The following is a 20,493-nucleotide window of genomic DNA, read 5'->3' as shown; positions in this document are numbered from 1 at the left end:
TTTCGGGTGACGGTTGGTTCTTCACGCCATGCGTGGATGAGGTGTATCGGAAAACAAGAAGGGGTCGGATCCGTTTTCCTGCGGAAAACGGATCCGACCCCAACCCAAAGCCCGCGGCTGTTGCCGTTGCCTTTGCTCTTGCTCTTCTTTTTCTTTTCCTGCGGTGACGGACACGGAAACTGTCCGTGGCCGGGCGGGTGGGTTGGCTGGGGGCGTGAGCCGCATGGATGCGGCGACCGAGCCTACAGGGACGTATTCACGGCGTCCCCCAGACAATCCACCCGCCCGGCCAAGCCAAGCATCGCTGAACCATCACCGCAGAGGGGGCTCAACCCGGTGGCCGGGAACCCTCAATACCCCGCTGCCTGCCCGTCCTTGCGACTCTCCGAAGCTCCGTAATAAACCCCGCTCTCGGGGTCGCGCATGATCGCCTGGTACCCGCCATAAGGCCCATCGGCGAACACGATGCGATGCCCCTTGCGCATCAGCGCACGCACCGTCTCGTACGGGAAGCCGGTTTCCAGATTCACTTCACCACCGTCGGTCATCGCCGTGGCCTGCCCGGTCGGTTCGGTCGAGCCCTCGTGCTGGATGCGCGGTGCATCACCGGCTTCCTGCAGGTTCATGCCGAAATCCACCAGGTTCATCACAATCTGCGCGTGGCCCTGCGGCTGCATCGCGCCGCCCATCACGCCGAAGCTGGCGTACGGCTTGCCGCCCTTGGTGATGAACGCCGGAATGATCGTCTGGAACGGCCGCTTGCCCGGTGCATAGCCGTTGGGATGGTTCTTCTGCAGCACGAACATCTCGCCACGATCCTGCAGGATGAAGCCCAGCCCCGGCGGCGCCATGCCGCTGCCCATGCCGCGGTAGTTGGACTGGATCAACGACACCATCATGCCGTCGGCGTCGGCCACGGTCATGTAGATCGTGTCGCCTTCTTCCAGCTGCTTCGGCGTGCCCGGCTGCACTTCCTTCAGCGCCTTGTCCATCGAGATCAGTGCGCGGCGCTGCGCGGCGTATTCCTTGGAGATCAGCTTCTGCACCGGCGCCGGCTGGAAGGCCATGTCGGCATAGAAGCGCGCACGGTCGGCGAAGGCCAGCTTCTTCGCTTCGACGAACAGGTGCACGTGCTCGGGTGAACCGAACGGGATCTTCGAGAAATCGTAGCCTTCCAGCACGTTGAGGATCTGCAGGGCGGCGATGCCCTGGCTGTTCGGCGGCAGCTCCCACACGTCGTAGCCACGGTAGTTGCTGCTGACCGGTTCGACCCACTCACCATGGTGGTCGGCCATGTCCTGGTAGCTCAGGTAGCCACCATTGGCCTTGAAGTAGTCGCCGATGGTGTGGGCAATGGCGCCCTTGTAGAAGGCATCGCGTCCGCCGTCGGCAATCTGCTGCAGGGTGCTGGCCAGGTTCGGGTTCTTCCACATCTCGCCCTTGCGCGGGGCGTGGCCGTTGATCGTGAACTGCTCCTTGAAGCCCGGGTACTGCGACAGCTTGGGCACCGAGCGGTCCCAGTAGTAGGCGATCACCTCGGCGACGGGATGGCCCTCGCGCGCGTAGCGGATGGCCGGCGCCAGGTTGTCGGCCATCGGCTTGCGGCCGAAGCGGTCGTGCAGCGCGAACCAGCCGTCGACCGCGCCGGGCACGGAGACCGGCAGCGGGCCGGTGGCCGGGATGTCCTTCAGGCCACGTCGCTGGAACTCGGCCAGGGTCAGCGACTTCGGCGAGCGCCCCGAACCGTTGTAGCCGTAGAGCTTCTGCGTCTTCGGGTCCCAGACGATGGCGAACAGGTCGCCACCGATGCCGTTGCCGGTCGGCTCCATCAGGCCAAGCGCGGCGTTGGCGGCGATCGCCGCGTCCACCGCCGAGCCTCCCCCTTTCATCACGTCCAGTGCAATCTGGGTGGCCAGCGGCTGCGAGGTAGCGGCCATCGCATGCGGGGCGATCACCTCCGAACGGGTGGCAAAGGTGTGGCCGGTGATGCGGTCGGCGGCCGAAGACAGTGCGGGCACAGCGGCCAGTACAGCGGCGGCCAGCAGGGAACGGGCAAGGCGTCGGGACACGGTCGGGTTCCGATGGAAGGGTGGTCCCCCGATCTTCGCCGCTGCGGCCATCCTGGGGTATCGGGCAGAGGTCATGGACGTTGGTCCTGGGGTGGGTGTGCAAGGTCCGCACCCAGCAAGGCGAGGATCCGCCGGATTCCGCGCAAAAACCGTCCTGAAAGGAGTGAATTCCGGTTCACCGAAACACTTTCAGCGGCAACCATCCTTGTGCCACAGGCGATTGCGCCGGATGCAACGGAAACCAACAAGAATTCCGTCGCGAGGGTTGACATCGCCAAAACGGCTGTGTTTCTCTCGATCACATGTTGCATCACAACACGCCACCGCGAACCCACAACGAAGCCGCCGACATCGGCGCCGCCTCGCTGCGTTCGATTCTTGTGCTCGTACTTATTACCCAACCAACAGGTGCGGGACGAGCCAGCGTGTAAGCAACGAATACACCGGAACTCTTCAAAAACCCGCACCCGCCCCGGTGCGGGTTTTTTCATTTCAGAACCTGGTTTCAGACGCAACCACCATGCACAACGCCCAACGCAAAACCCGGACCCACACCGCCGCCACGCCTCGTGGTGGCTGTGCCTGCGCGGCGCATGGTGCCTCCTCCACCGCTTTCCCCTGACCGGCCGGTACGTCACCTCGACGACCGGCCGTTCTTTTTTTCTTCCCACCGCAAGGAACCTCCCCCATGAGCACCAACGACCTGCCCCAGACCAAGATCGCCGTCATCGGCTACGGCAGCCAGGGCCGCGCCCACGCACTGAACCTGCGCGAATCCGGCTTCGACGTGGTGGTAGGCCTGCGTCCGGGCGGCCCGACCGAAGTCAAGGCACAGGCCGACGGCTTCACCGTGAAAGCACCGGCCGACGCGGTGAAGGATGCGGACCTGGTCGCCGTGCTGACCCCGGACATGGTGCAGAAGAAGCTCTACGACGACGTGCTGGCGCCGAACATGAAGCAGGGTGCGGTGCTGCTGTTCGCGCACGGCCTGAACGTGCACTTCGACATGATCAGGCCGCGCGACGACCTGGACGTGGTGCTGGTTGCGCCCAAGGGCCCGGGCGCGCTGGTGCGCCGCGAGTACGAGATCGGCCGTGGCGTGCCCTGCATCTGGGCGGTCTACCAGGACAAGAGCGGCAAGGCGGCCGAGTACGCACTGGCCTATGCGGCCGGCCTCGGCGGTGCACGCGCCAACCTGATCCAGACCACCTTCAAGGAAGAGACCGAGACCGACCTGTTCGGCGAGCAGGCGGTGCTGTGCGGCGGTGCCTCGGCACTGGTGCAGGCCGGTTTCGAGACCCTGGTCGAAGCGGGCTACCAGCCGGAGATCGCCTACTACGAAGTGCTGCACGAACTGAAGCTGATCGTCGACCTGTTCTATGAAGGCGGTATCTCGCGCATGCTGGAATTCATCTCCGAGACCGCGCAGTACGGGGACTACGTCAGCGGCCCGCGGGTGATCGACGCCGGCACCAAGGCGCGCATGAAGGAAGTGCTGAAGGACATCCAGGACGGCACCTTCACCAAGAACTGGGTGGCCGAGTACGAAGCGGGCCTGCCGAACTACAACCGGTTCAAGCAGGCCGACCTGGAGCACCCGATCGAGAAGGTGGGCAAGGAACTGCGCGCCAAGATGGTCTGGTTGCAAGGACAGGCCGCGTAACCGCGCGGCCCTCCCCCACCCGCTTTGCAAGGTTCCCCCATGAACTCTTCCACACACCGCAGCGCGCCGCCCAACGGCGCGCGCTGGCTGACCCAGGCGCTGGAAGCCGAAGGCATCCGCACGCTGTTCGGCTATCCCGGCGGCACCATCATGCCGTTCTACGACGCGCTGGTGGATTCGTCGCTGAAGCACATCCTGGTGCGCCACGAGCAGGGTGCCGCACTGGCGGCGAATGGATTCGCCCGCGCCAGCGGCCAGGTCGGCGTCTGCGTGGCCACCTCCGGCCCGGGCGCCTCCAACCTGGTCACCGGCATTGCCGATGCGATGCTGGATTCGGTGCCGATGGTCTGCATCACCGGCCAGGTCGCCACGCCGCTGCTGGGTACTGACGCTTTCCAGGAACTGGATGTGTTCGGCCTGACCATGCCGATCGTCAAGCACAGCTGGCTGGTGCGCAGCGTCGACGACCTGCCGCGCGTGGTCGCCGATGCCTTCCGCGTCGCCCGCGAGGGCCGGCCCGGCCCGGTGCTGATCGACCTGCCCAAGGACGTGCAGCTGGCCGATGCCAGCCACCTGCCGGCGCACGTGCCGAGCAGCGTCGAGCCGCCACCTGCGCCGGCCGAAGCGGCCATCGCCGAAGCCATCGCCGCACTGGCGGCCGCCGAGAAGCCGGTGGTCTACGCCGGTGGCGGCATCGCGCTGGGCGATGCGGTGCAGGACCTGCGCGACTTCGTCGAAGCCAGCGCCATCCCCACCGTGATGACCCTGCGTGGCCTGGGCGCGCTGCCGGCCAGCCATCCGCAGTCACTGGGCATGCTGGGCATGCACGGTACCCGCGCGGCCAACATGGCGGTGCAGGAAAGCGACCTGCTGCTGGTGCTGGGTGCACGCTTCGACGACCGCGCCACCGGCAAGCTGGCCGAGTTCGCACCGTTCGCCCGCGTCGTCCATATCGATGCCGACGCCTACGAGATCTCCAAGCTGCGCAGCGCCGATGTCGCCGTGCCTGGCAACGTCGGCCATGCCATCCGTGCCCTGCGTGCGGCCTTCCCCTCCCCCAAGGCCCACCAGGACGCGTGGCGCAGGCGTTGCGCGCAGCACCGCGACCGCTTCTCGGCACGCTACGACGCACCGGGCCAGCACATCTACGCCCCGGCGCTGCTGAAGCGCCTGAGCGAGCTGGCCCCGGCCGATGCGGTGATCGCCTGCGATGTCGGCCAGCACCAGATGTGGGTGGCGCAGCACTGCCGCTTCAACCACCCGCGCAACCACCTGACCAGTGGCGCGCTGGGCACCATGGGCTTCGGCCTGCCGGCGGCGATGGGTGCGCAGTTCGCATGCCCGGAGCGCACCGTGGTGCTGGTGTCCGGCGACGGCAGCTTCATGATGAACGTGCAGGAGCTGGCGACCATCGCGCGTTGCCGCCTGCCGGTGAAGATCGTGCTGCTGGACAACAGTTCGCTGGGCATGGTGCGGCAGTGGCAGGAACTGTTCTTCGCCGAGCGTTACAGCGAGATCGACCTGTCCGACAACCCGGACTTCGTGGCGCTGGCACAGGTGTTCGGCATCGCCGCCACCCGCATCGACAACCGCGACGACGTGGAAGGCGGCCTGGCCGCGCTGCTGGCCGAACCGGGCCCGGCCCTGCTGCACGTGGCCATCGATGCACGTGCCAACGTGTGGCCACTGGTGCCGCCGAACACCGCCAACAGCACGATGCTGGAAAGCAACCCCGCCCATGCCCGCCAGGAGACCCCCAATGCAATACCGGCTTGACCTGGTGCTGCACCCGGCCGAAGGCGCGCTGCTGCGCGTGATCGGCATGGCCGAACGCCGCGGCTTCGCACCGCGCGCGATCAGCGGTGCGCCGGTGGCCGACGACGATGGCCGCTGGCACCTGCAGCTGGTGGTGGATGGCCAGCGCCCGGCGGAAACGCTGTGCCGGCAGATCGAGAAGATCTACGACTGCGTGTCCGTGCAGGTCACTGCCGTGGAAGGAGCATCCGTATGAACACCCGTACCGTAGTGACCACGGTGCCGGTACGGAGGCGTCTTCTTCGCCGCCCGTGCCCGCATGCGGCGGTCGCCCGCACCGCGCTGGTGGCCCATGCCGGCCGCTGATGCCAGCCAGGAAAGCGATGTCGGCGACGTAAGCGTCGCCGACGTACTGGCGGCGCAGGCCCGGCTGCGGCGCTTCCTGCCGCCTACCCCGCTGCACCATGCCGAGCGCTTCGGCACCTGGCTGAAGCTGGAGAACCTGCAGCGCACCGGGTCCTACAAGGTACGCGGCGCGTTGAACGCGCTGCTGGCCGGCCGCGAGCGCGGCGATACCCGGCCGGTGATCTGCGCCTCGGCCGGCAACCATGCCCAGGGCGTGGCGTGGGCGGCCTACCGCCTGGACGTGCCGGCCATCACCGTGATGCCGCATGGCGCACCGGCCACCAAGATCGCCGGCGTCGCCCACTGGGGCGCGACCGTTCGCCAGCACGGCACCAGCTACGACGAGGCCTACGCCTTCGCGGTCGAACTGGCACAGCGACACGGCTACCGCTTCCTGTCCGCGTTCGACGACGCCGATGTGATCGCGGGCCAGGGCACGGTCGGCATCGAGCTGGCCGCACACGCGCCGGACGTGGTGATCGTGCCGATCGGCGGCGGTGGACTGGCCTCCGGCGTTGCACTGGCGCTGAAATCGCAGGGCGTGCGCGTGATTGGCGCGCAGGTGGAAGGCGTCGATTCGATGGCACGTGCGATCCGCGGCGACGTGCGCGAGATCGCCCCGGTTGCCTCTCTGGCCGACGGCGTGCGGGTGAAGATTCCCGGCTTCCTGACCCGCCGCCTGTGCACCTCGCTGCTGGACGATGTGGTGATCGTGCGCGAGGCCGAACTGCGCGAAACGCTGGTCCGGCTTGCGCTGGAGGAACACATCATCGCCGAGGGCGCGGGCGCGTTGGCGCTGGCGGCCGGCCGCCGCGTCGCCGGCCGCCGCAAGTGTGCGGTGGTGTCCGGCGGCAACATCGATGCCGGTGTCCTGGCCGGCCTGCTCACCGACATCCGTCCGCGCCCGCCACGCAAACCGCGGCGACGGCGCAGCGAAACCCCGCGCTCGCCGACCAAGGCCAGCGCCCTCGCCTCCCCCGCCTCTTCCCCTTCCCCCCTGCAAGCCGTCGCACCCGCTGTCGAGGAGATTTCCCTGTGACCACCATCGAACGAATTACCACCCCGCGCATCCGCATCTTCGACACCACCCTGCGTGACGGCGAGCAGTCCCCCGGCTGCAGCATGAGCCCGCCGCAGAAGCTGGTGATGGCGCGTGCGCTGGACGAACTGGGCGTGGACATCATCGAGACCGGCTTCCCGGCCAGCTCGCAATCCGACCGCGAGGCGATGGCGCTGATCGGCCGCGAGCTGCGCCGCCCGAGCCTGAGCCTGGCGGTGCTGTCGCGCTGCCTGCAGGCCGATATCGAGACCTCCGCACGTGCACTGGAAGCGGCAGCCAACCCGCGCCTGCACGTGTTCCTGTCGACCAGCCCGCTGCACCGCGAGCACAAGCTGCGGATGACCCGCGAGCAGGTGCTGGAGTCGGTACGCAAGCACGTCTCGTTGGCCCGTTCCTACATCGACGACGTCGAGTTCTCGGCCGAGGATGCCACCCGCACCGAGCTGGACTACCTGATCGAGGTTTCGCGCGTGGCCATTGCCGCCGGCGCCACCACCATCAACCTGCCCGACACCGTCGGCTTCACCACGCCGGAAGAAATCCGCGCGATGTTCCAGCAGGTCATCGCCGGCGTCGCCGACGTGCCGAACGCGGCCAACGTGATCTTCAGCGCGCACTGCCACAACGACCTGGGCCTGGCGGTGGCCAACTCGCTGGCCGCCATCGAAGGCGGTGCACGCCAGGTCGAGTGCACCATCAACGGCATCGGCGAGCGCGCCGGCAACTGTTCGCTGGAAGAGATCGCGATGGTGCTGAAGGTCCGCCAGGCCTTCTACGAACAGGACAGTTCGATCAACACCCCACGCATCGTCGGCACTTCGCAGCTGCTGCAGCGTCTGGTCGGCATGCCGGTACAGCGCAACAAGGCCATCGTCGGTGCCAACGCGTTCGCCCATGAATCGGGCATCCACCAGCACGGCATGCTGCGCCATCGCGGCACCTACGAAATCATGCGTCCGGAAGACGTGGGCTGGGAAGATTCGCAGATGGTGCTGGGCCGCCACAGTGGCCGCGCCGCCGTCGAAGCGCGCCTGCGTGCGTTGGGCTTCTGGCTGGACGAAGACGAACTGAAGCTGGTGTTCGAGCAGTTCAAGGGCCTGTGCGAACAGCAGCGCGTGGTCACCGATGCCGACCTGCAGACGTTGATGCAGGGCGGCTCCAGCGCGCAGGGCTACCGCCTGGCCTCGATGACCATCAGCGACGTCGGCAGCCGCGCCAACGCGCTGGTCGAACTGTCCGACCCGGATGGCAACCGCGTGGCCGAGACCGCGCAGGGCGACGGCCCGGTCGATGCGCTGTTCGGCGCGCTGTCGGCCGCCACCGGCGTGCAGCTGATGCTGGACAGCTATCACGTGCACAGCGTCGGCATCGGTGCCGATGCGCGTGGCGAAGCCAACCTGAGTGTGCGCCATGACGGCGTGGAGTACGACGGCACCGGCACCAGCAAGGACATCATCGAAGCCTCCGCGCTGGCCTGGCTGGATGTGGCCAACCGCCTGCTGCGCCAGCGTCAGGCCGCCGTCCACAGCAGCACCGACGTTCCCGCTTCCGCCACCGCCTGAGGATCCCACCATGAGCGCCTTCGACACCCCCACCCCGGCCAGCGCCGCTGGCCAGCAGTGGAACGCCCAGGACTATGCGATCGATGCCGGCTTCGTGCCGCTGCTCGGCGGTGCGGTATCGCGCCTGCTCGACCCGCGCGCCGGTGAGCGCATCCTCGACCTGGGCTGTGGCGATGGCGTACTCAGCACCGAACTGGCCCTGAGCGGTGCGCGCATCCACGGCGTGGATGCCTCGCCGGAACTGGTGATCGCCGCCCGTGCGCGCGGCGTCGACGCCCAGCTGATGGACGGCCACGCACTGTCGTTCGACAGCGAGTTCGATGCGGTGTTCAGCAATGCGGCACTGCATTGGATGACGACTCCGGACCGCGTACTGGAAGGCGTGCGCCGCGCCCTGCGCCCCGGTGGCCGCTTCGTCGCCGAGTTCGGCGGCCACGGCAACGTGGCCACGATCATCGCGGCCGTGCAGGCCGCGCGCGTGGCCCACGGGCATGGCGCCAGCACCTTCCGGTGGTACTTCCCGACGGCCGACGCCTACGCCGATCGCCTGCGCCAGCATGGCTTCCAGGTGCAACTGATCGAGTGCACGCCGCGCCCGACCGCACTGCCGACCGGCGTGGCCGGCTGGCTGCGGGTATTCGCCGCACCGCTGCTGGACGACCTGCCGGCCGAGGCCCGCGCCACCGTGCGCGAGGCGGCCACCGCACTGCTGGCCGAGCTGCCGCGTGACGCATCTGGCCAGCCGCTGGCCGACTACGTGCGCCTGCGTGTGCTCGCCCGCCGTCGCTGACTTGACCGTTCCGCTTTCCTTACTGATGTTCGCTATTTCGTACTTCTGCCAGGCATACGCATGACTTCCGCACCCCGCACCCTGTACGACAAACTGTGGGACGCCCACGTGGTGGTTCCCGAATCCGACAGCGCGCCCGCCGTGCTGTACATCGACCTGCACCTGATCCACGAGGTGACCTCGCCGCAGGCCTTCACCGAACTGCGCGAACGCGGCTTGTCGCCGCGCCGGCCGGACCGCACCAAGGCGACGATGGACCACTCCACGCCGACCCTGCCGGCCGCCGCGGACGGCACGCTGCCCTATGCCAGCGCCGCCTCCGAGGCACAGGTCGCCACGCTGGCGCGCAACTGCGCCGAGCACGGCATCGAGCTGTTCGACATGGCCTCGGACAACCGCGGCATCGTCCACGTGATCGCGCCCGAGCAGGGCTTCACCCAGCCGGGCATGACCATCGTCTGCGGCGACAGCCACACCTCCACCCACGGTGCCTTCGGTTCGCTGGCGTTCGGCATCGGCACCAGCGAGGTCGGCCACGTGCTGGCCACGCAATGCCTGCTGCAGCGCAAGGCGAAGACGCTGGCGATCACCGTCGATGGGCCGCTGGCGCCGGGTGTCGGCGCCAAGGACGTGGTCCTGCACATCATCGGCGTGATCGGCGTCAATGGCGGCACCGGCCACGTGATCGAGTTCCGCGGCAGCACCATCGAAGCGATGGACATGGAACAGCGCATGACCCTGTGCAACATGTCGATCGAAGCGGGTGCGCGTGCCGGTATGGTGGCGCCGGACCAGGTCACCTTCGACTTCGTCGCCAACACCCCGCGCGGCCCAAAGGGCGCCGATTTCGAGGCTGCGGTGGCGCGCTGGCAGCAGCTGCGCAGTGATGACGGCGCGCGCTTCGACAGCGAAGTGCACATCGACGCCGCCGATATCCGCCCGACCCTGACCTGGGGCACCCACCCGGGTACCGCCATCGCGGTGGATGCGCCGATCCCGGCCGCCAACGATGCCGCCGCACAGAAGGGCCTGGACTACATGCATTTCCAGGCCGGCAAGGCGCTGGCCGGAACACCGGTGGACGTGGTGTTCGTCGGTTCCTGCACCAACGGCCGCCTGAGTGACATGCGTGAGGTGGCGCAGGTACTGCGCGGTCGTCGCGTCGCCGACCGGGTGCGCATGCTGGTGGTGCCGGGCTCGGAGATCGTCAAGCGAGAGGCCGAGGCCGAAGGCATCCATGAGATCGTGCGCGCGGCCGGTGCCGAATGGCGCGAGCCGGGCTGCTCGATGTGCATCGCCATGAATGGTGATCTGGTCGCGCCCGGGCAACTGGCCGTGAGTACCAGCAACCGTAATTTCGAAGGCCGCCAGGGTCCCGGTTCGCGCACCCTGCTGGCCTCACCGATGAGCGCGGCGTGGGCCGCGGTGAACGGGCATGTCGCCGACACCCGCGAGCTGTTCGCACAGGAGGTGGCGTGATGGCCGGTTTCCGTACCTTGACCTCGGCCAGCGTGGTGCTGCGCCAGACCAACATCGACACCGACCAGATCATCCCGGCGCGGTTCCTGTCCACCACCGAACGCGCCGGCCTGGGCCGCACCGCCTTCAATGACTGGCGCTGGCAGGCCGACGGTTCACCGGTGGCCGACTTCGCCTTCAACCAGCCGCACAACGCCGGCCGCAGCATCCTGCTGGCGGGTCGCAACTTCGGCTGCGGCTCGTCGCGCGAACATGCACCGTGGGCGCTGACCGACCTGGGCCTGCGCGCCATCGTCAGCAGCGAGATCGCCGACATCTTCCGCGGCAACTCGCTGAAGAACGGCCTGCTGCCGATCGTGCTGGACGAGGCCGACGTGCAGGCGCTGATGCAGCGCCCGGATGATGAGCTGACCATCGACGTGGCCGCGCGCGAACTGCGCACGCCGGACGGCCGCGTCTATTCCTTCCCGCTGGACGGCTTCTCGCAGACCTGCCTGCTGGAAGGTGTCGACCAGTTGGGGTATCTGTTGGGCCGTGTCCCTGAAATCGAACGTTACGAGAGTGAGCATGCACGCTGAAATTGTTGTCCTGCCCGGTGATGGCATCGGCCCGGAAGTGGCCGCCGCGGCAGTCGCCGTCCTGAAGGCCGTCGCCGAACGCTTCAACCACACCTTCACCTTCAGCGAGCACGACATCGGTGGCATCGCCATCGACCGCCACGGCGAACCGCTGCCGGCGTCGACCCTGGCCGCCTGCCAGGCCGCCAGCGCGGTGCTGCTGGGCGCAGTCGGTGGCCCGAAGTGGTCCGACCCGAACGCCAAGGTGCGTCCGGAACAGGGCCTGCTGGCGATCCGCAGGGCGCTCGGCCTGTACGCCAACCTGCGCCCGGTGCGCACCCATGAGGCCGCGCTGCACGCCTCGCCGATCAAGGCCGAGCTGCTGCAGGGTGTGGACTTCGTGGTGGTGCGCGAACTGACCGGCGGCATCTACTTCGGCGACAAGACCCGCGATGCCGACAGTGCCAGCGACCTGTGCCGCTACACCGTGGCCGAGATCGAGCGCGTGCTGCGCAGTGCCTTCCGCCTGGCCCGGCAGCGGCGTGGCAAGGTCACCTCGGTGGACAAGGCCAACGTGTTGGAAACCTCGCGCCTGTGGCGCGACGTGGCCGCGCGCATCGGCCGCGAGGAGTTCCCGGAGGTGGCGCTGGAGCACCAACTGGTCGATTCGATGGCCATGCACCTGCTGGCCAAGCCGCGCGAGTACGACGTGATCGTCACCGAGAACATGTTCGGCGACATCCTCACCGACGAAGCCTCGATGCTGGCCGGCTCACTCGGCCTGCTGCCCTCGGCCTCGCTGGGTGAACCGGGTGCGGTCGGCATCTACGAACCGATCCACGGTTCGGCCCCGGACATCGCCGGCAAGGGCATCGCCAATCCCTACGCGACGATCTTCAGCGCGGCGATGCTGCTGCGCCATTCGCTGGGGCTGGAAGCCGAAGCCGCAGCAGTGGAAGCGGCGGTGCACGCGGTGCTGGATGATGGGGTGTTCACTGCCGACCTGGCCGCCAAGGGCCAGGCCGTGAGTACCGCCGCCGCCACGGATGCGGTGCTGGCCAAACTCAACTGATCCGATGGCGCCACTCCATGCGTGGCGCCTCTGCCTTTGGTCATTGTGCGCAGCCACCCATGGGGTGGCTCTACTGTAGATCCACGCCATGCGTGGATCGTTCGAATGTCGCGCAGCAGATCCACGCCATGCACGGCTGCATTATTTGGTGGTGTACCCACCATTGACCAGGATGGTCTGCCCGGTCATCCACCAGCCATCGGTGACCAGGAAGCGGATCCACGGCACGATGTCGGCGATGTCGGTCAGGCCGGTACGGGTGAACGCCGAGAGCGCGGCCGCGGTCTTGTGGTACGCCTGTGCATCGGCACTCTCGGCCGGGTAGAAGAACGGCGTGTCCATCGGGCCCGGCCCGATCGCAGTCACCGAGATGCCGCGCTCACCGAACTCCTTTGACGCCGCGCGGGTGAAATGCTCGACCGGCGCCTTGGTGCCGGCATAGCTGGAATAGAACGGCGTGAACGCACCCAGCAGTGAGGTGACCAGGGTGCAGATGCGACCGCCGTCGTTGACCTGGCGGCCGGCCTCCTTGAGGAAGAAGAATGCGGCCTTGGCGTTGACCGCGCTCATCTCGTCATACTCCGCTTCGCTGATCTCCAGCAGCGGCTTCTTCAGCACCTTGCCGACCGTATTGATGGCGATGTCGGGACGGCCGACTGCGGCTACAGCATCGGTGAACAAGCGCTCCATCGCTGCCGCCGACGTCAGGTCGCCCTGCAGGGCTACCGCCCTGCTGCCGGCCGCCTGCACGGCGGCAACGGTTGCTTCTGCATCGGCCTGGGTGGCGGCACTGTTGTAGTGGATGACGACGGCGCTGGCACCCTGGCGGGCGAAGTCGCGGGCGATCAGGCCGCCCAGGTTCTTGGCACCACCGGCTATCAGCACAGTCTTGCCCTTGAGGGAATGGTCGGTCATGGCTTCGGTCTCAGGAGGGGGCTGCCCGGGGTGGCAACCCTGCCCTGACGACGATATCGTGCAGAAAATGCGGATAAAGCCCGCCACATTGACTTAACTTTCCAGGACCAGCGAACAATGGACCGGATCGATCGCTTCCGCATCTTCACCCGGGTCGTGGAATGCGCCAGCTTCACCCGTGCTGCCGACCAGCTCGGCCTGCCCCGCTCGACCGTCTCGGCGGCGATTGCCGAGCTGGAACAGCGGCTTGGCACCCGCCTGCTGCAGCGCTCGACCCGACGGGTATCCACCACCCATGACGGCGACGTGTTCCATGCCCGCTGCCTGCGCCTGATCGCGGAGGTTGAAGACGCCGAGTCGCTGTTCCGGCAGGACGACGCGCAACCGGCCGGTTTGCTGAAGATCGACGTACCCAGCCGCATCGGCCGTCGCATCATCGCCCCGGCGTTGCCGGATTTCTTCGCGCGCTACCCGCAGGTGGAACTGGACCTGGGCATGACCGACCGCGCGGTGAACCTGATCGAAGACGGCTGCGATGCCGTGCTGCGGGTCGGCCAGCTGGGCGATTCCAGCCTGGTGGCGCGCACGCTGGGCCAACTCGACTTCGTCAACGTGGCCGCGCCGGCCTACCTGCGCGAGCACGGCATGCCGCAGCACCCTGCCGACCTGCAGCAGCACCGCGCGGTGAACTACGCATCGCCGACCACGGCACGGGTGGAACCGTGGGAATGGCAGGATGGCGGCCAGCTGCGCACGCTGCCGATGCCCGGCTGGGTACGCGTGAACAGCGCCGAGGCCTCGATCGCGTGCTGCGTGGCGGGATTGGGGCTGTTGCAGATTCCGCGCTACGACGTGCAGGCCGAGCTGCAGTCAGGCGCATTGGTGGAGGTGATGCCGCAGTACGCGGCGCAGCCGCTGCCGGTGACCCTGCTGCAACCGCATCGGCAACACCGTGCACTGCGCGTGCAGGTGTTCGTCGAGTGGCTGCTTCCAGTGCTGCGGATCGGCCTGCAGCTGCAGTAGATCCACGTCATGCGCGGGTGCTTCTGTAGAGTCGAGCCATGCTCGACTCATCCCATCATCGCGCGAAGAGCGAAGAGCGAAGAGCGAAGAGCAGCCGAGCATGGCTCGGCTCTACAGAAAGCAGATCCCGCGAGCAGATCAGTCCACGCCATGCGTGGATGCATGCTTCGGTGCCAACCAAGGTTGGCACCTACCAGGACAAGGACCAGTTGCGGTAGATCCACGCCATGCGGGGATGTTTCTGTAGAGTCGAGCCATGCTCGACTCATCCCATCATCGCGCGAAGAGCGAAGAGCGAAGAGCGAAGAGCGAAGAGCGAAGAGCGAAGAGCGAAGAGCAGCCGAGCATGGCTCGGCTCTACAGAAAGCAGATCCCGCGAGCAGATCAGTCCACGCCATGCGTGGATGCATGCTGCAGTGCCAACCAAGGTTGGCACCTACCAGGGCAACGATCCGCTGCTGTAGATGCACGCCATGCGTGGGTGCTTCTGTAGAGTCGAGCCATGCTCGACTCATCCCATCATCGCGCGAAGAGCGAAGAGCGAAGAGCGAAGAGCGAAGAGCGAAGAGCGAAGAGCGAAGAGCGAAGAGCAGCCGAGCATGGCTCGGCTCTACAGAAAGCAGATCCCGCGAGCAGATCAGTCCACGCCATGCGTGGATGCATGCTGCAGTGCCAACCAAGGTTGGCACCTACCAGGGCAACGATCCGCTGCTGTAGATGCACGCCATGCGTGGGTGCTTCTGTAGAGTCGAGCCATGCTCGACTCATCCCATCATCGCGCGAAGAGCGAAGAGCGAAGAGCGAAGAGCGAAGAGCGAAGAGCGAAGAGCGAAGAGCGAAGAGCAGCCGAGCATGGCTCGGCTCTACAGAAAGCAGATCCCGCGAGCAGATCAGTCCACGCCATGCGTGGATGGGTGCAGCCGCAGAACCCGGGGCATTACGCCCCGGATTCGTCCGGCTTCACCCGGAACCACGCCGCGTACAACGCCGGCAGGAACACCAGCGTCAGCACCGTACCCACGATCAGACCACCCATGATCGAGATCGCCATCGAGCCATAGAACGCGCTGCGCGACAGCGGAATCATCGCCAGCACGGCCGCCAGCGCGGTCAGCACGATCGGGCGGAAGCGGCGCACCGTGGCATCGATGATCGAATGCCAGCGATCATGCCCGGCATCGATGTCCTGCTGGATCTGGTCGATCAGGATCACCGAGTTGCGCATGATCATGCCGGCCAGCGCGATCGTGCCCAGCAGCGCGACGAAGCCGAACGGCGCACGGAACAGCAGCAGGAACAGGGTCGCACCGATGATGCCCAGCGGCGCGGTCACCAGCACCATCGCCGCACGCGAGAAGCTGCGCAGCTGCAGCATCAGCAGCGTCGCCACCACCACCAGGAACAGCGGCATGCCGGCCTTGATCGAGTTCTGCCCGCGCGCCGAGTCCTCCACGGTGCCGCCGGTTTCCAGCAGGTAGCCGCTGGGCAGCTCGGCACGGATGCCATCCAGCGTGGGCATGATCTGGTGCACCACGTCCAGCGCCTGCATGCCATCGCTGATGTCGGCGCGCACGGTCACGGTCGGCAACCGGTTGCGGTGCCAGATGATGCCGTCCTCGAAGCCGTACTCCATCGTCGCCACCTGCGACAGCGTGATGCTGCCGCCGTTGGCGGTCGGCATCGACAGGCTGGACAGCAGCTCCAGCTGGTTGCGCTCATCGGCCGGCCCGCGCAGCAGCATCTCGATCTGGCGGTTGCCTTCGCGATACACGCTCACCGACTGGCCGGCCAGCGAACTGGCCAGGAACTGGCTGACCTGGGCGCTGCTCACGCCCAGCGCGCGGGCACGCTCCTGGTCGATCACCAGCCTCACCACCTTGCTCGGCTCGCTCCAGTCCAGGTTGACGTTCATCACGTGCGGGTTCTCACGCACCTTGGCCTCGACCTGGCGCGCGATCGCCTGCACCTTCTCGATGTGCTCGCCGGAGATGCGCATCTGCACCGGATAACCGACCGGCGGGCCGTTCTCCAGGCGGGTCACGCGCATCTGCACGTCCGGGAACTTCGGAATCACCTCGTGCAGCAGCCAGTCACGGGTGCTTTCGCGCGATTTGATGTCCTTGGCCAGCACCACGAACTGGGCGAAGTTGGTCGCCGGCAGCTGCTGGTCCAGCGGCAGGTAGAAGCGCGGCGAACCGGTACCCACATAGGACACATAGTTGGCGATGCCCTCGCGGCTGGACAGCAGCTTCTCCAGCTTCTCGGCCTGGGCCTGGGTCGAGCGCAGCGACGCCCCCTCGGCCAGCTCGATGTCCACCATCAGTTCCGGCCGGGTCGAGTCCGGGAAGAACTGCTGCGGCACGAAGCGGAACATCATCAGTGAGAACACGAACAGGGCGACGGTCGCGGCGATCACCCACCAGCGGCGGCGCAGGCAGGCGTCGAGGAAGCGCCGGAAGCTGCGGTAGAACGGGCGCTGGTAGGGATCGTGGTCGTGCCCATGCTGCGGCGGTGCGATCAGGTTGGCCAGCGCCGGATAGCGGTCGGCCCACTGCTGGCGCTTGGCCAGCCAACGCGCGGACAGGCTGCCGGGCTTCGGCGGCTGCGGATTGAACAGGTCCGGCAGCATCTTGTCGCCCAGGTACGGGATGAACAGCACCGCTGCGATCCATGACACCACCAGTGCGATGGTCACCACCTGGAACAGCGAACGGGTGTATTCACCGGTGCTCGATGCCGCCGTGGCGATCGGCAGGAAGCCGGCTGCCGTGATCAATGTGCCGGTCAGCATCGGGAACGCGGTCGATTCCCAGGCGAAGCTGGCCGCGCGCAGGCGATCGAAGCCCTGCTCCATCTTGGTGGCCATCATCTCCACCGCGATGATCGCATCGTCCACCAGCAGGCCCAGCGCCAGCACCAGTGCGCCCAGCGAAATCTTGTGCAGGCCGATGTCGAAGTAATGCATGACGAAGAAGGTCATCGCCAGCACCAGCGGAATGGTCACGCCCACCACCAGGCCGGTGCGCAGGCCCAGCGAGAAGAAACTGACCAGCAGCACGATCACCACCGCTTCGGTCAGCACCTGCACGAACTCGCCAACCGACTCCTCCACCGACTGCGGCTGGTCGGACACCTTGCGCAGCTGCATGCCGGCCGGCAGGGTCTTCTGCAGCCGCTCGAACTCGGCGTCGAGGTTGGCGCCCAGCTTGAGGATGTCACCGCCATCCTTCATCGCCACCGCCAGGCCGATCGCCTCTTCGCCCATGAAGCGCATCTTCGGCGACGCCGGATCGGCGAAGCCACGCTTGACCTCGGCGATGTCGCCCAGGTGCACGGTGCGGTCGCCAGCACGGATCGGGAACTGGCGGATGGCGTCGATGTCGTTGAACTGGCCCGTCACGCGCAGCTGCACGCGATCGGTGGCGGTCTCGAAGAAGCTGGTGCCGGTGATCGCATTCTGGTCGGCCAGCGCCTGCTGCACCTGCTGCATCGACACACCCAGCGTTGCCAGCCGGGTGTTGGACAGTTCGATCCACACCTTCTCGTCCTGCAGGCCGACCAGGTCGATCTTGCCGACATCGGGTACGCGCTGCAGTTCCAGCTGGATGCGGTCGGCGTAGTCGCGCATCACCGCGTAGTCGAAGCCCTTGCCGGTCAACGCATAGATGTTCCCGTAGGTGTCGCCGAACTCATCGTTGAAGAACGGGCCGACAATCTCGCGCGGCAGCGTCGCACGGATGTCGCCCACGCGCTTGCGAACCTGGTACCACAGGTCCGGGATCTGCTTGGAACGCAGGCTGTCGCGTGCCATGAAGATGACCTGCGATTCGCCGGGGCGCGAATAGGAGCGGATGAACTCGTACTCGCCGGTGTTCATCAGCGCCTTCTCGATCGGCTCGGTCACCTGCCGCGAGACCTGTTCGGCGGTGGCGCCCGGCCAAAGCGTGCGCACCACCATCGCCTTGAAGGTGAATGGCGGATCCTCGGACTGGCCCAGATGCTTGTACGACCATGCGCCGATCAGCGCGAAGGCAAGCATCGCGAACAGCACCAGCGGGCGGTTGGACAACGCCCACTCGGAAAGATTGAAGCGGCGCACCGGCTTACTCCTTGGCCTTGGCGGCAGCGGCCGGCGTGGCCGGCTTCAGCACCGGGCGGTTCTGGCGGTCCACGGCGATCACCGGCTGGCCGGCACGCAACAGGTGTCCGCCGGCAGCGACCACCCAGTCACCCGCATTCACACCGGACAGCACCGGCACCGATTCGCTGCCATAGGCACCGGTGGTGACCGACGCGGCCTTCAGCGTGCTGTTGGCCGGATCGACCACCCACACGCTGGCGGCACCGTTGGCACCGCGCTGCAGCGCACCGAGCGGCAGCTGCAGGGTGCCGTGGCGGCCGGCGCTGCTGTAGACGCGCGCGCTCTGGCCCAGTTCGACATCGGCCAGCGCATCGGCGGGCAGGCTGACCCGGGTTGCATAGGTGCGTGCCTGTGGATCGGCGGCAGCGGCGATCTCGCGGATCGTGCCTGGCAGGCGCTGGCCAGGACGGTTCCACAGCTCCACCTCGACCGGCTGGCCCACCGCATAGTCGCGGATGGTGGCCTCGGGCAGGTCGATCAGCACTTCGCGCCCGCCATCGGCGGCCAGGTTGAAGATGGTCTGGCCGGCCGACACCACCTGCCCGGCTTCGGCCTCACGGCTGGCGATCACGCCATCGGACGGCGCGCGCAGCTGTGCGTAGTCGGCCTGGTTGCGCAGCACATCGAGGTTGGCGCGGGCGGCGTTGGCCTGGCCCTGCGCGGCCTTGAAGGCGGCGGACTGCTGGTCCAGCTGCGAGCGGCTGACCAGCTGCTGGTCGGCCAGCACCTGGTAGCGCTTGAGGTCATCACGGGCACGCACCAGATCGGCTTCGGCCGCATCAAGCTGCGCCTGCGAGGCGCGGGCCTGCAGCGCGAAGTCGGCCACGTCCAGCTCGGCCAGCACGTCGCCCTTCTTCACCCGTTGCCCGGCATCGACGTGGCGCTTGACCAGGTTGCCGCCAACGCGGAACGACAGTGGACTTTCCTGCCGCGCACGCACCGTGCCCGGGAACGCCGCCGGCGCCTGCCCGGCCTGCTCGCCAGGGTGAACCACCAGCACCGGAACGGCCGCCTGGGGCGCCTGTTCCTGTCCCGAACAGGCTGCCAGCGCAGCCATCCACACCATACCGCCCATCCAGCGCACGATCTTCATCGGTCAACGTCCTGAAAACGCAGGGTTGCAACTAAGGGGGGAGCCGCGACTGCCGGCCCAATTTAATAAACCGGCCGGTATAGTATAAATATCGAACCGCTTGGTCTAGTATTGTGGTGATGAGTTCTCACACTTCCCGCAAGCCGTCGGCCAAGCCCGCTGCCAAGGCCGCCGGACCCGGGCGCCCCAAGGACCTCGGCAAGCGCGCGGCGATCCTTGAAGCAGCCAAGACACTGTTCATCGAACAGGGCTATACCGGCGTGAGCATGGACACCATCGCCGCTCAGGCCGGCGTCTCGAAACTGACTGTGTACAGCCACTTCGGCGACAAGGAGACCCTGTTCTCCGAGGCCGTGCAGTCGAAGTGCATTGAAATGCTGCCCGATGCCCTGTTCGTGGCCGACGCGGACGGCCCGCTGCGCGACCAGCTGATCGGGATCGGTCTGGCCTTCTTCGAACTGATCACGTCCGATGCGGCGATCTCGATCCAGCGCATGATGATGGCGCCGGAGACCGACGAACGCCTGCGCGAGCTGTTCTGGAAGGCAGGACCGGAACGTACCTGCGAGGCCCTGGCTGACTTCCTGCGGGCACGCGCCGAGCGCGGCGAGCTGGAAATCACCGACTATTCGCTGGCTGGCGAGCAGTTCCTGACCCTGGTCAAGGGTGAAGTGCACATGCATATGATGTGCGGCATGCCACTGTCACCGGTGGAATGCGACCCTCTTGCCCACGTGACTGCCAGCATCGACTTCTTCCTGCGCGCCTATGCGCCGCGAGGGGTCGGGACGGCTGAATAACCAAAACTGAACGAACCGGAGGTCGCGATGACTTCCGGCACTGCGACCCCGGCCACCCGGCAGCTGATGCTCTGGGCGCGCCGCCGGCCTCCGGCACCGGTAAAATGGC

Annotated in this window: 15 protein-coding genes; 11 read left to right on the top strand and 4 right to left on the bottom strand. The window is 67.0% G+C overall.

Annotated elements, in window-relative coordinates; translation table 11 throughout:
* Positions 1-350: 350 nt before the first annotated feature.
* A complete protein-coding gene (gene ggt, locus VG561_RS16725) occupies positions 351-2,069 on the bottom strand; it encodes a gamma-glutamyltransferase (RefSeq protein WP_046432417.1) in 1,719 nt (572 codons plus the stop codon).
* 688 nt (positions 2,070-2,757) lie between these two features.
* On the opposite strand from ggt, the gene ilvC reads away from it, so the two are divergent.
* The 9 genes from ilvC to leuB all read left to right on the top strand — a co-directional run bounded on the left by ilvC (position 2,758) and on the right by leuB (position 12,412).
* A complete protein-coding gene (gene ilvC, locus VG561_RS16720) occupies positions 2,758-3,732 on the top strand; it encodes a ketol-acid reductoisomerase (protein ID WP_014648333.1) in 975 nt (324 codons plus the stop codon).
* A gap of 39 nt (positions 3,733-3,771) precedes the next feature.
* The gene (gene ilvG, locus VG561_RS16715) at positions 3,772-5,508 is read left to right on the top strand and encodes an acetolactate synthase 2 catalytic subunit (RefSeq protein WP_014648334.1); all 1,737 of its coding nucleotides are present in this window, start codon (positions 3,772-3,774) and stop codon (positions 5,506-5,508) included.
* Positions 5,492-5,743 (top strand): ACT domain-containing protein, encoded by a 252-nt coding sequence (locus tag VG561_RS16710; protein ID WP_014648335.1) that lies wholly within the window; start codon positions 5,492-5,494, stop codon positions 5,741-5,743. Before ilvG ends, VG561_RS16710 begins: the two co-directional genes overlap by 17 nt.
* Positions 5,744-5,839: 96 nt before the next feature.
* Complete coding sequence (locus VG561_RS16705) at positions 5,840-6,931, top strand: threonine dehydratase (protein WP_049420878.1); 1,092 nt, start codon at positions 5,840-5,842, stop codon at positions 6,929-6,931.
* Positions 6,928-8,514, top strand: a complete 1,587-nt coding sequence (locus VG561_RS16700; RefSeq protein WP_046432422.1) for a 2-isopropylmalate synthase — start codon at positions 6,928-6,930, stop codon at positions 8,512-8,514. Before VG561_RS16705 ends, VG561_RS16700 begins: the two co-directional genes overlap by 4 nt.
* 10 nt (positions 8,515-8,524) lie before the next feature.
* A complete protein-coding gene (locus VG561_RS16695; RefSeq protein WP_014648338.1) occupies positions 8,525-9,304 on the top strand; it encodes a class I SAM-dependent methyltransferase in 780 nt (259 codons plus the stop codon).
* Positions 9,305-9,364: 60 nt separating this feature from the next.
* On the top strand, positions 9,365-10,783 hold the full coding sequence (gene leuC, locus VG561_RS16690) for a 3-isopropylmalate dehydratase large subunit (RefSeq protein ID WP_032958185.1): 1,419 nt from the start codon (positions 9,365-9,367) through the stop codon (positions 10,781-10,783).
* Entirely contained in the window at positions 10,783-11,361 is a 579-nt protein-coding gene (gene leuD / locus VG561_RS16685) for a 3-isopropylmalate dehydratase small subunit (RefSeq protein ID WP_075077192.1), read from the top strand. The genes leuC and leuD overlap by 1 nt, the downstream gene beginning before the upstream one ends.
* Entirely contained in the window at positions 11,351-12,412 is a 1,062-nt protein-coding gene (gene leuB / locus VG561_RS16680) for a 3-isopropylmalate dehydrogenase (RefSeq protein ID WP_197574640.1), read from the top strand. The genes leuD and leuB overlap by 11 nt, the downstream gene beginning before the upstream one ends.
* Positions 12,413-12,553: 141 nt before the next feature.
* Here the strand turns inward: leuB and VG561_RS16675 are convergent, their stop codons facing one another.
* The gene (locus VG561_RS16675) at positions 12,554-13,327 is read right to left on the bottom strand and encodes an SDR family oxidoreductase (protein ID WP_423179808.1); all 774 of its coding nucleotides are present in this window, start codon (positions 13,325-13,327) and stop codon (positions 12,554-12,556) included.
* A 117-nt stretch (positions 13,328-13,444) separates the two neighbouring features.
* On the opposite strand from VG561_RS16675, the gene VG561_RS16670 reads away from it, so the two are divergent.
* Positions 13,445-14,350, top strand: a complete 906-nt coding sequence (locus VG561_RS16670) for a LysR family transcriptional regulator (RefSeq protein WP_014648342.1) — start codon at positions 13,445-13,447, stop codon at positions 14,348-14,350.
* A gap of 937 nt (positions 14,351-15,287) precedes the next feature.
* Here the strand turns inward: VG561_RS16670 and VG561_RS16665 are convergent.
* Complete coding sequence (locus VG561_RS16665) at positions 15,288-18,449, bottom strand: efflux RND transporter permease subunit (RefSeq protein ID WP_423179807.1); 3,162 nt, start codon at positions 18,447-18,449, stop codon at positions 15,288-15,290.
* 4 nt (positions 18,450-18,453) lie between these two features.
* Entirely contained in the window at positions 18,454-19,584 is a 1,131-nt protein-coding gene (locus tag VG561_RS16660) for an efflux RND transporter periplasmic adaptor subunit (protein WP_423179806.1), read from the bottom strand.
* Positions 19,585-19,703: 119 nt separating this feature from the next.
* Here VG561_RS16660 and VG561_RS16655 point away from each other — a divergent pair, with 119 nt between their 5' ends.
* Positions 19,704-20,384 carry a TetR/AcrR family transcriptional regulator gene (locus VG561_RS16655; protein WP_069117902.1) on the top strand — a complete coding sequence of 227 codons (681 nt, stop codon included), beginning with the start codon at positions 19,704-19,706 and terminating at the stop codon, positions 20,382-20,384.
* The last annotated feature ends 109 nt before the right edge of the window (positions 20,385-20,493 follow it).

Source organism: Stenotrophomonas sp. CASM110 (genome assembly GCF_049384345.1).
GTDB lineage: Bacteria > Pseudomonadota > Gammaproteobacteria > Xanthomonadales > Xanthomonadaceae > Stenotrophomonas > Stenotrophomonas muris.
Note: the sequence above shows the minus strand (reverse complement) of the source record. Positions and strands in the feature narration are given on the sequence as shown.

Excerpts from the sequence above, each read along its gene's own strand:
- ilvC (WP_014648333.1), top strand. The coding sequence starts at position 2,758 with ATGAGCACCAACGACCTGCCCCAGACCAAGATCGCCGTCATCGGCTAC.
- ilvG (WP_014648334.1), top strand. The coding sequence starts at position 3,772 with ATGAACTCTTCCACACACCGCAGCGCGCCGCCCAACGGCGCGCGCTGG.
- VG561_RS16710 (WP_014648335.1), top strand. The coding sequence starts at position 5,492 with ATGCAATACCGGCTTGACCTGGTGCTGCACCCGGCCGAAGGCGCGCTG.
- VG561_RS16705 (WP_049420878.1), top strand. The coding sequence starts at position 5,840 with ATGCCGGCCGCTGATGCCAGCCAGGAAAGCGATGTCGGCGACGTAAGC.
- VG561_RS16695 (WP_014648338.1), top strand. The coding sequence starts at position 8,525 with ATGAGCGCCTTCGACACCCCCACCCCGGCCAGCGCCGCTGGCCAGCAG.
- leuC (WP_032958185.1), top strand. The coding sequence starts at position 9,365 with ATGACTTCCGCACCCCGCACCCTGTACGACAAACTGTGGGACGCCCAC.
- leuD (WP_075077192.1), top strand. The coding sequence starts at position 10,783 with ATGGCCGGTTTCCGTACCTTGACCTCGGCCAGCGTGGTGCTGCGCCAG.
- leuB (WP_197574640.1), top strand. The coding sequence starts at position 11,351 with ATGCACGCTGAAATTGTTGTCCTGCCCGGTGATGGCATCGGCCCGGAA.
- VG561_RS16675 (WP_423179808.1), bottom strand. The coding sequence starts at position 13,327 with ATGACCGACCATTCCCTCAAGGGCAAGACTGTGCTGATAGCCGGTGGT.
- VG561_RS16670 (WP_014648342.1), top strand. The coding sequence starts at position 13,445 with ATGGACCGGATCGATCGCTTCCGCATCTTCACCCGGGTCGTGGAATGC.
- VG561_RS16660 (WP_423179806.1), bottom strand. The coding sequence starts at position 19,584 with ATGAAGATCGTGCGCTGGATGGGCGGTATGGTGTGGATGGCTGCGCTG.
- VG561_RS16655 (WP_069117902.1), top strand. The coding sequence starts at position 19,704 with ATGAGTTCTCACACTTCCCGCAAGCCGTCGGCCAAGCCCGCTGCCAAG.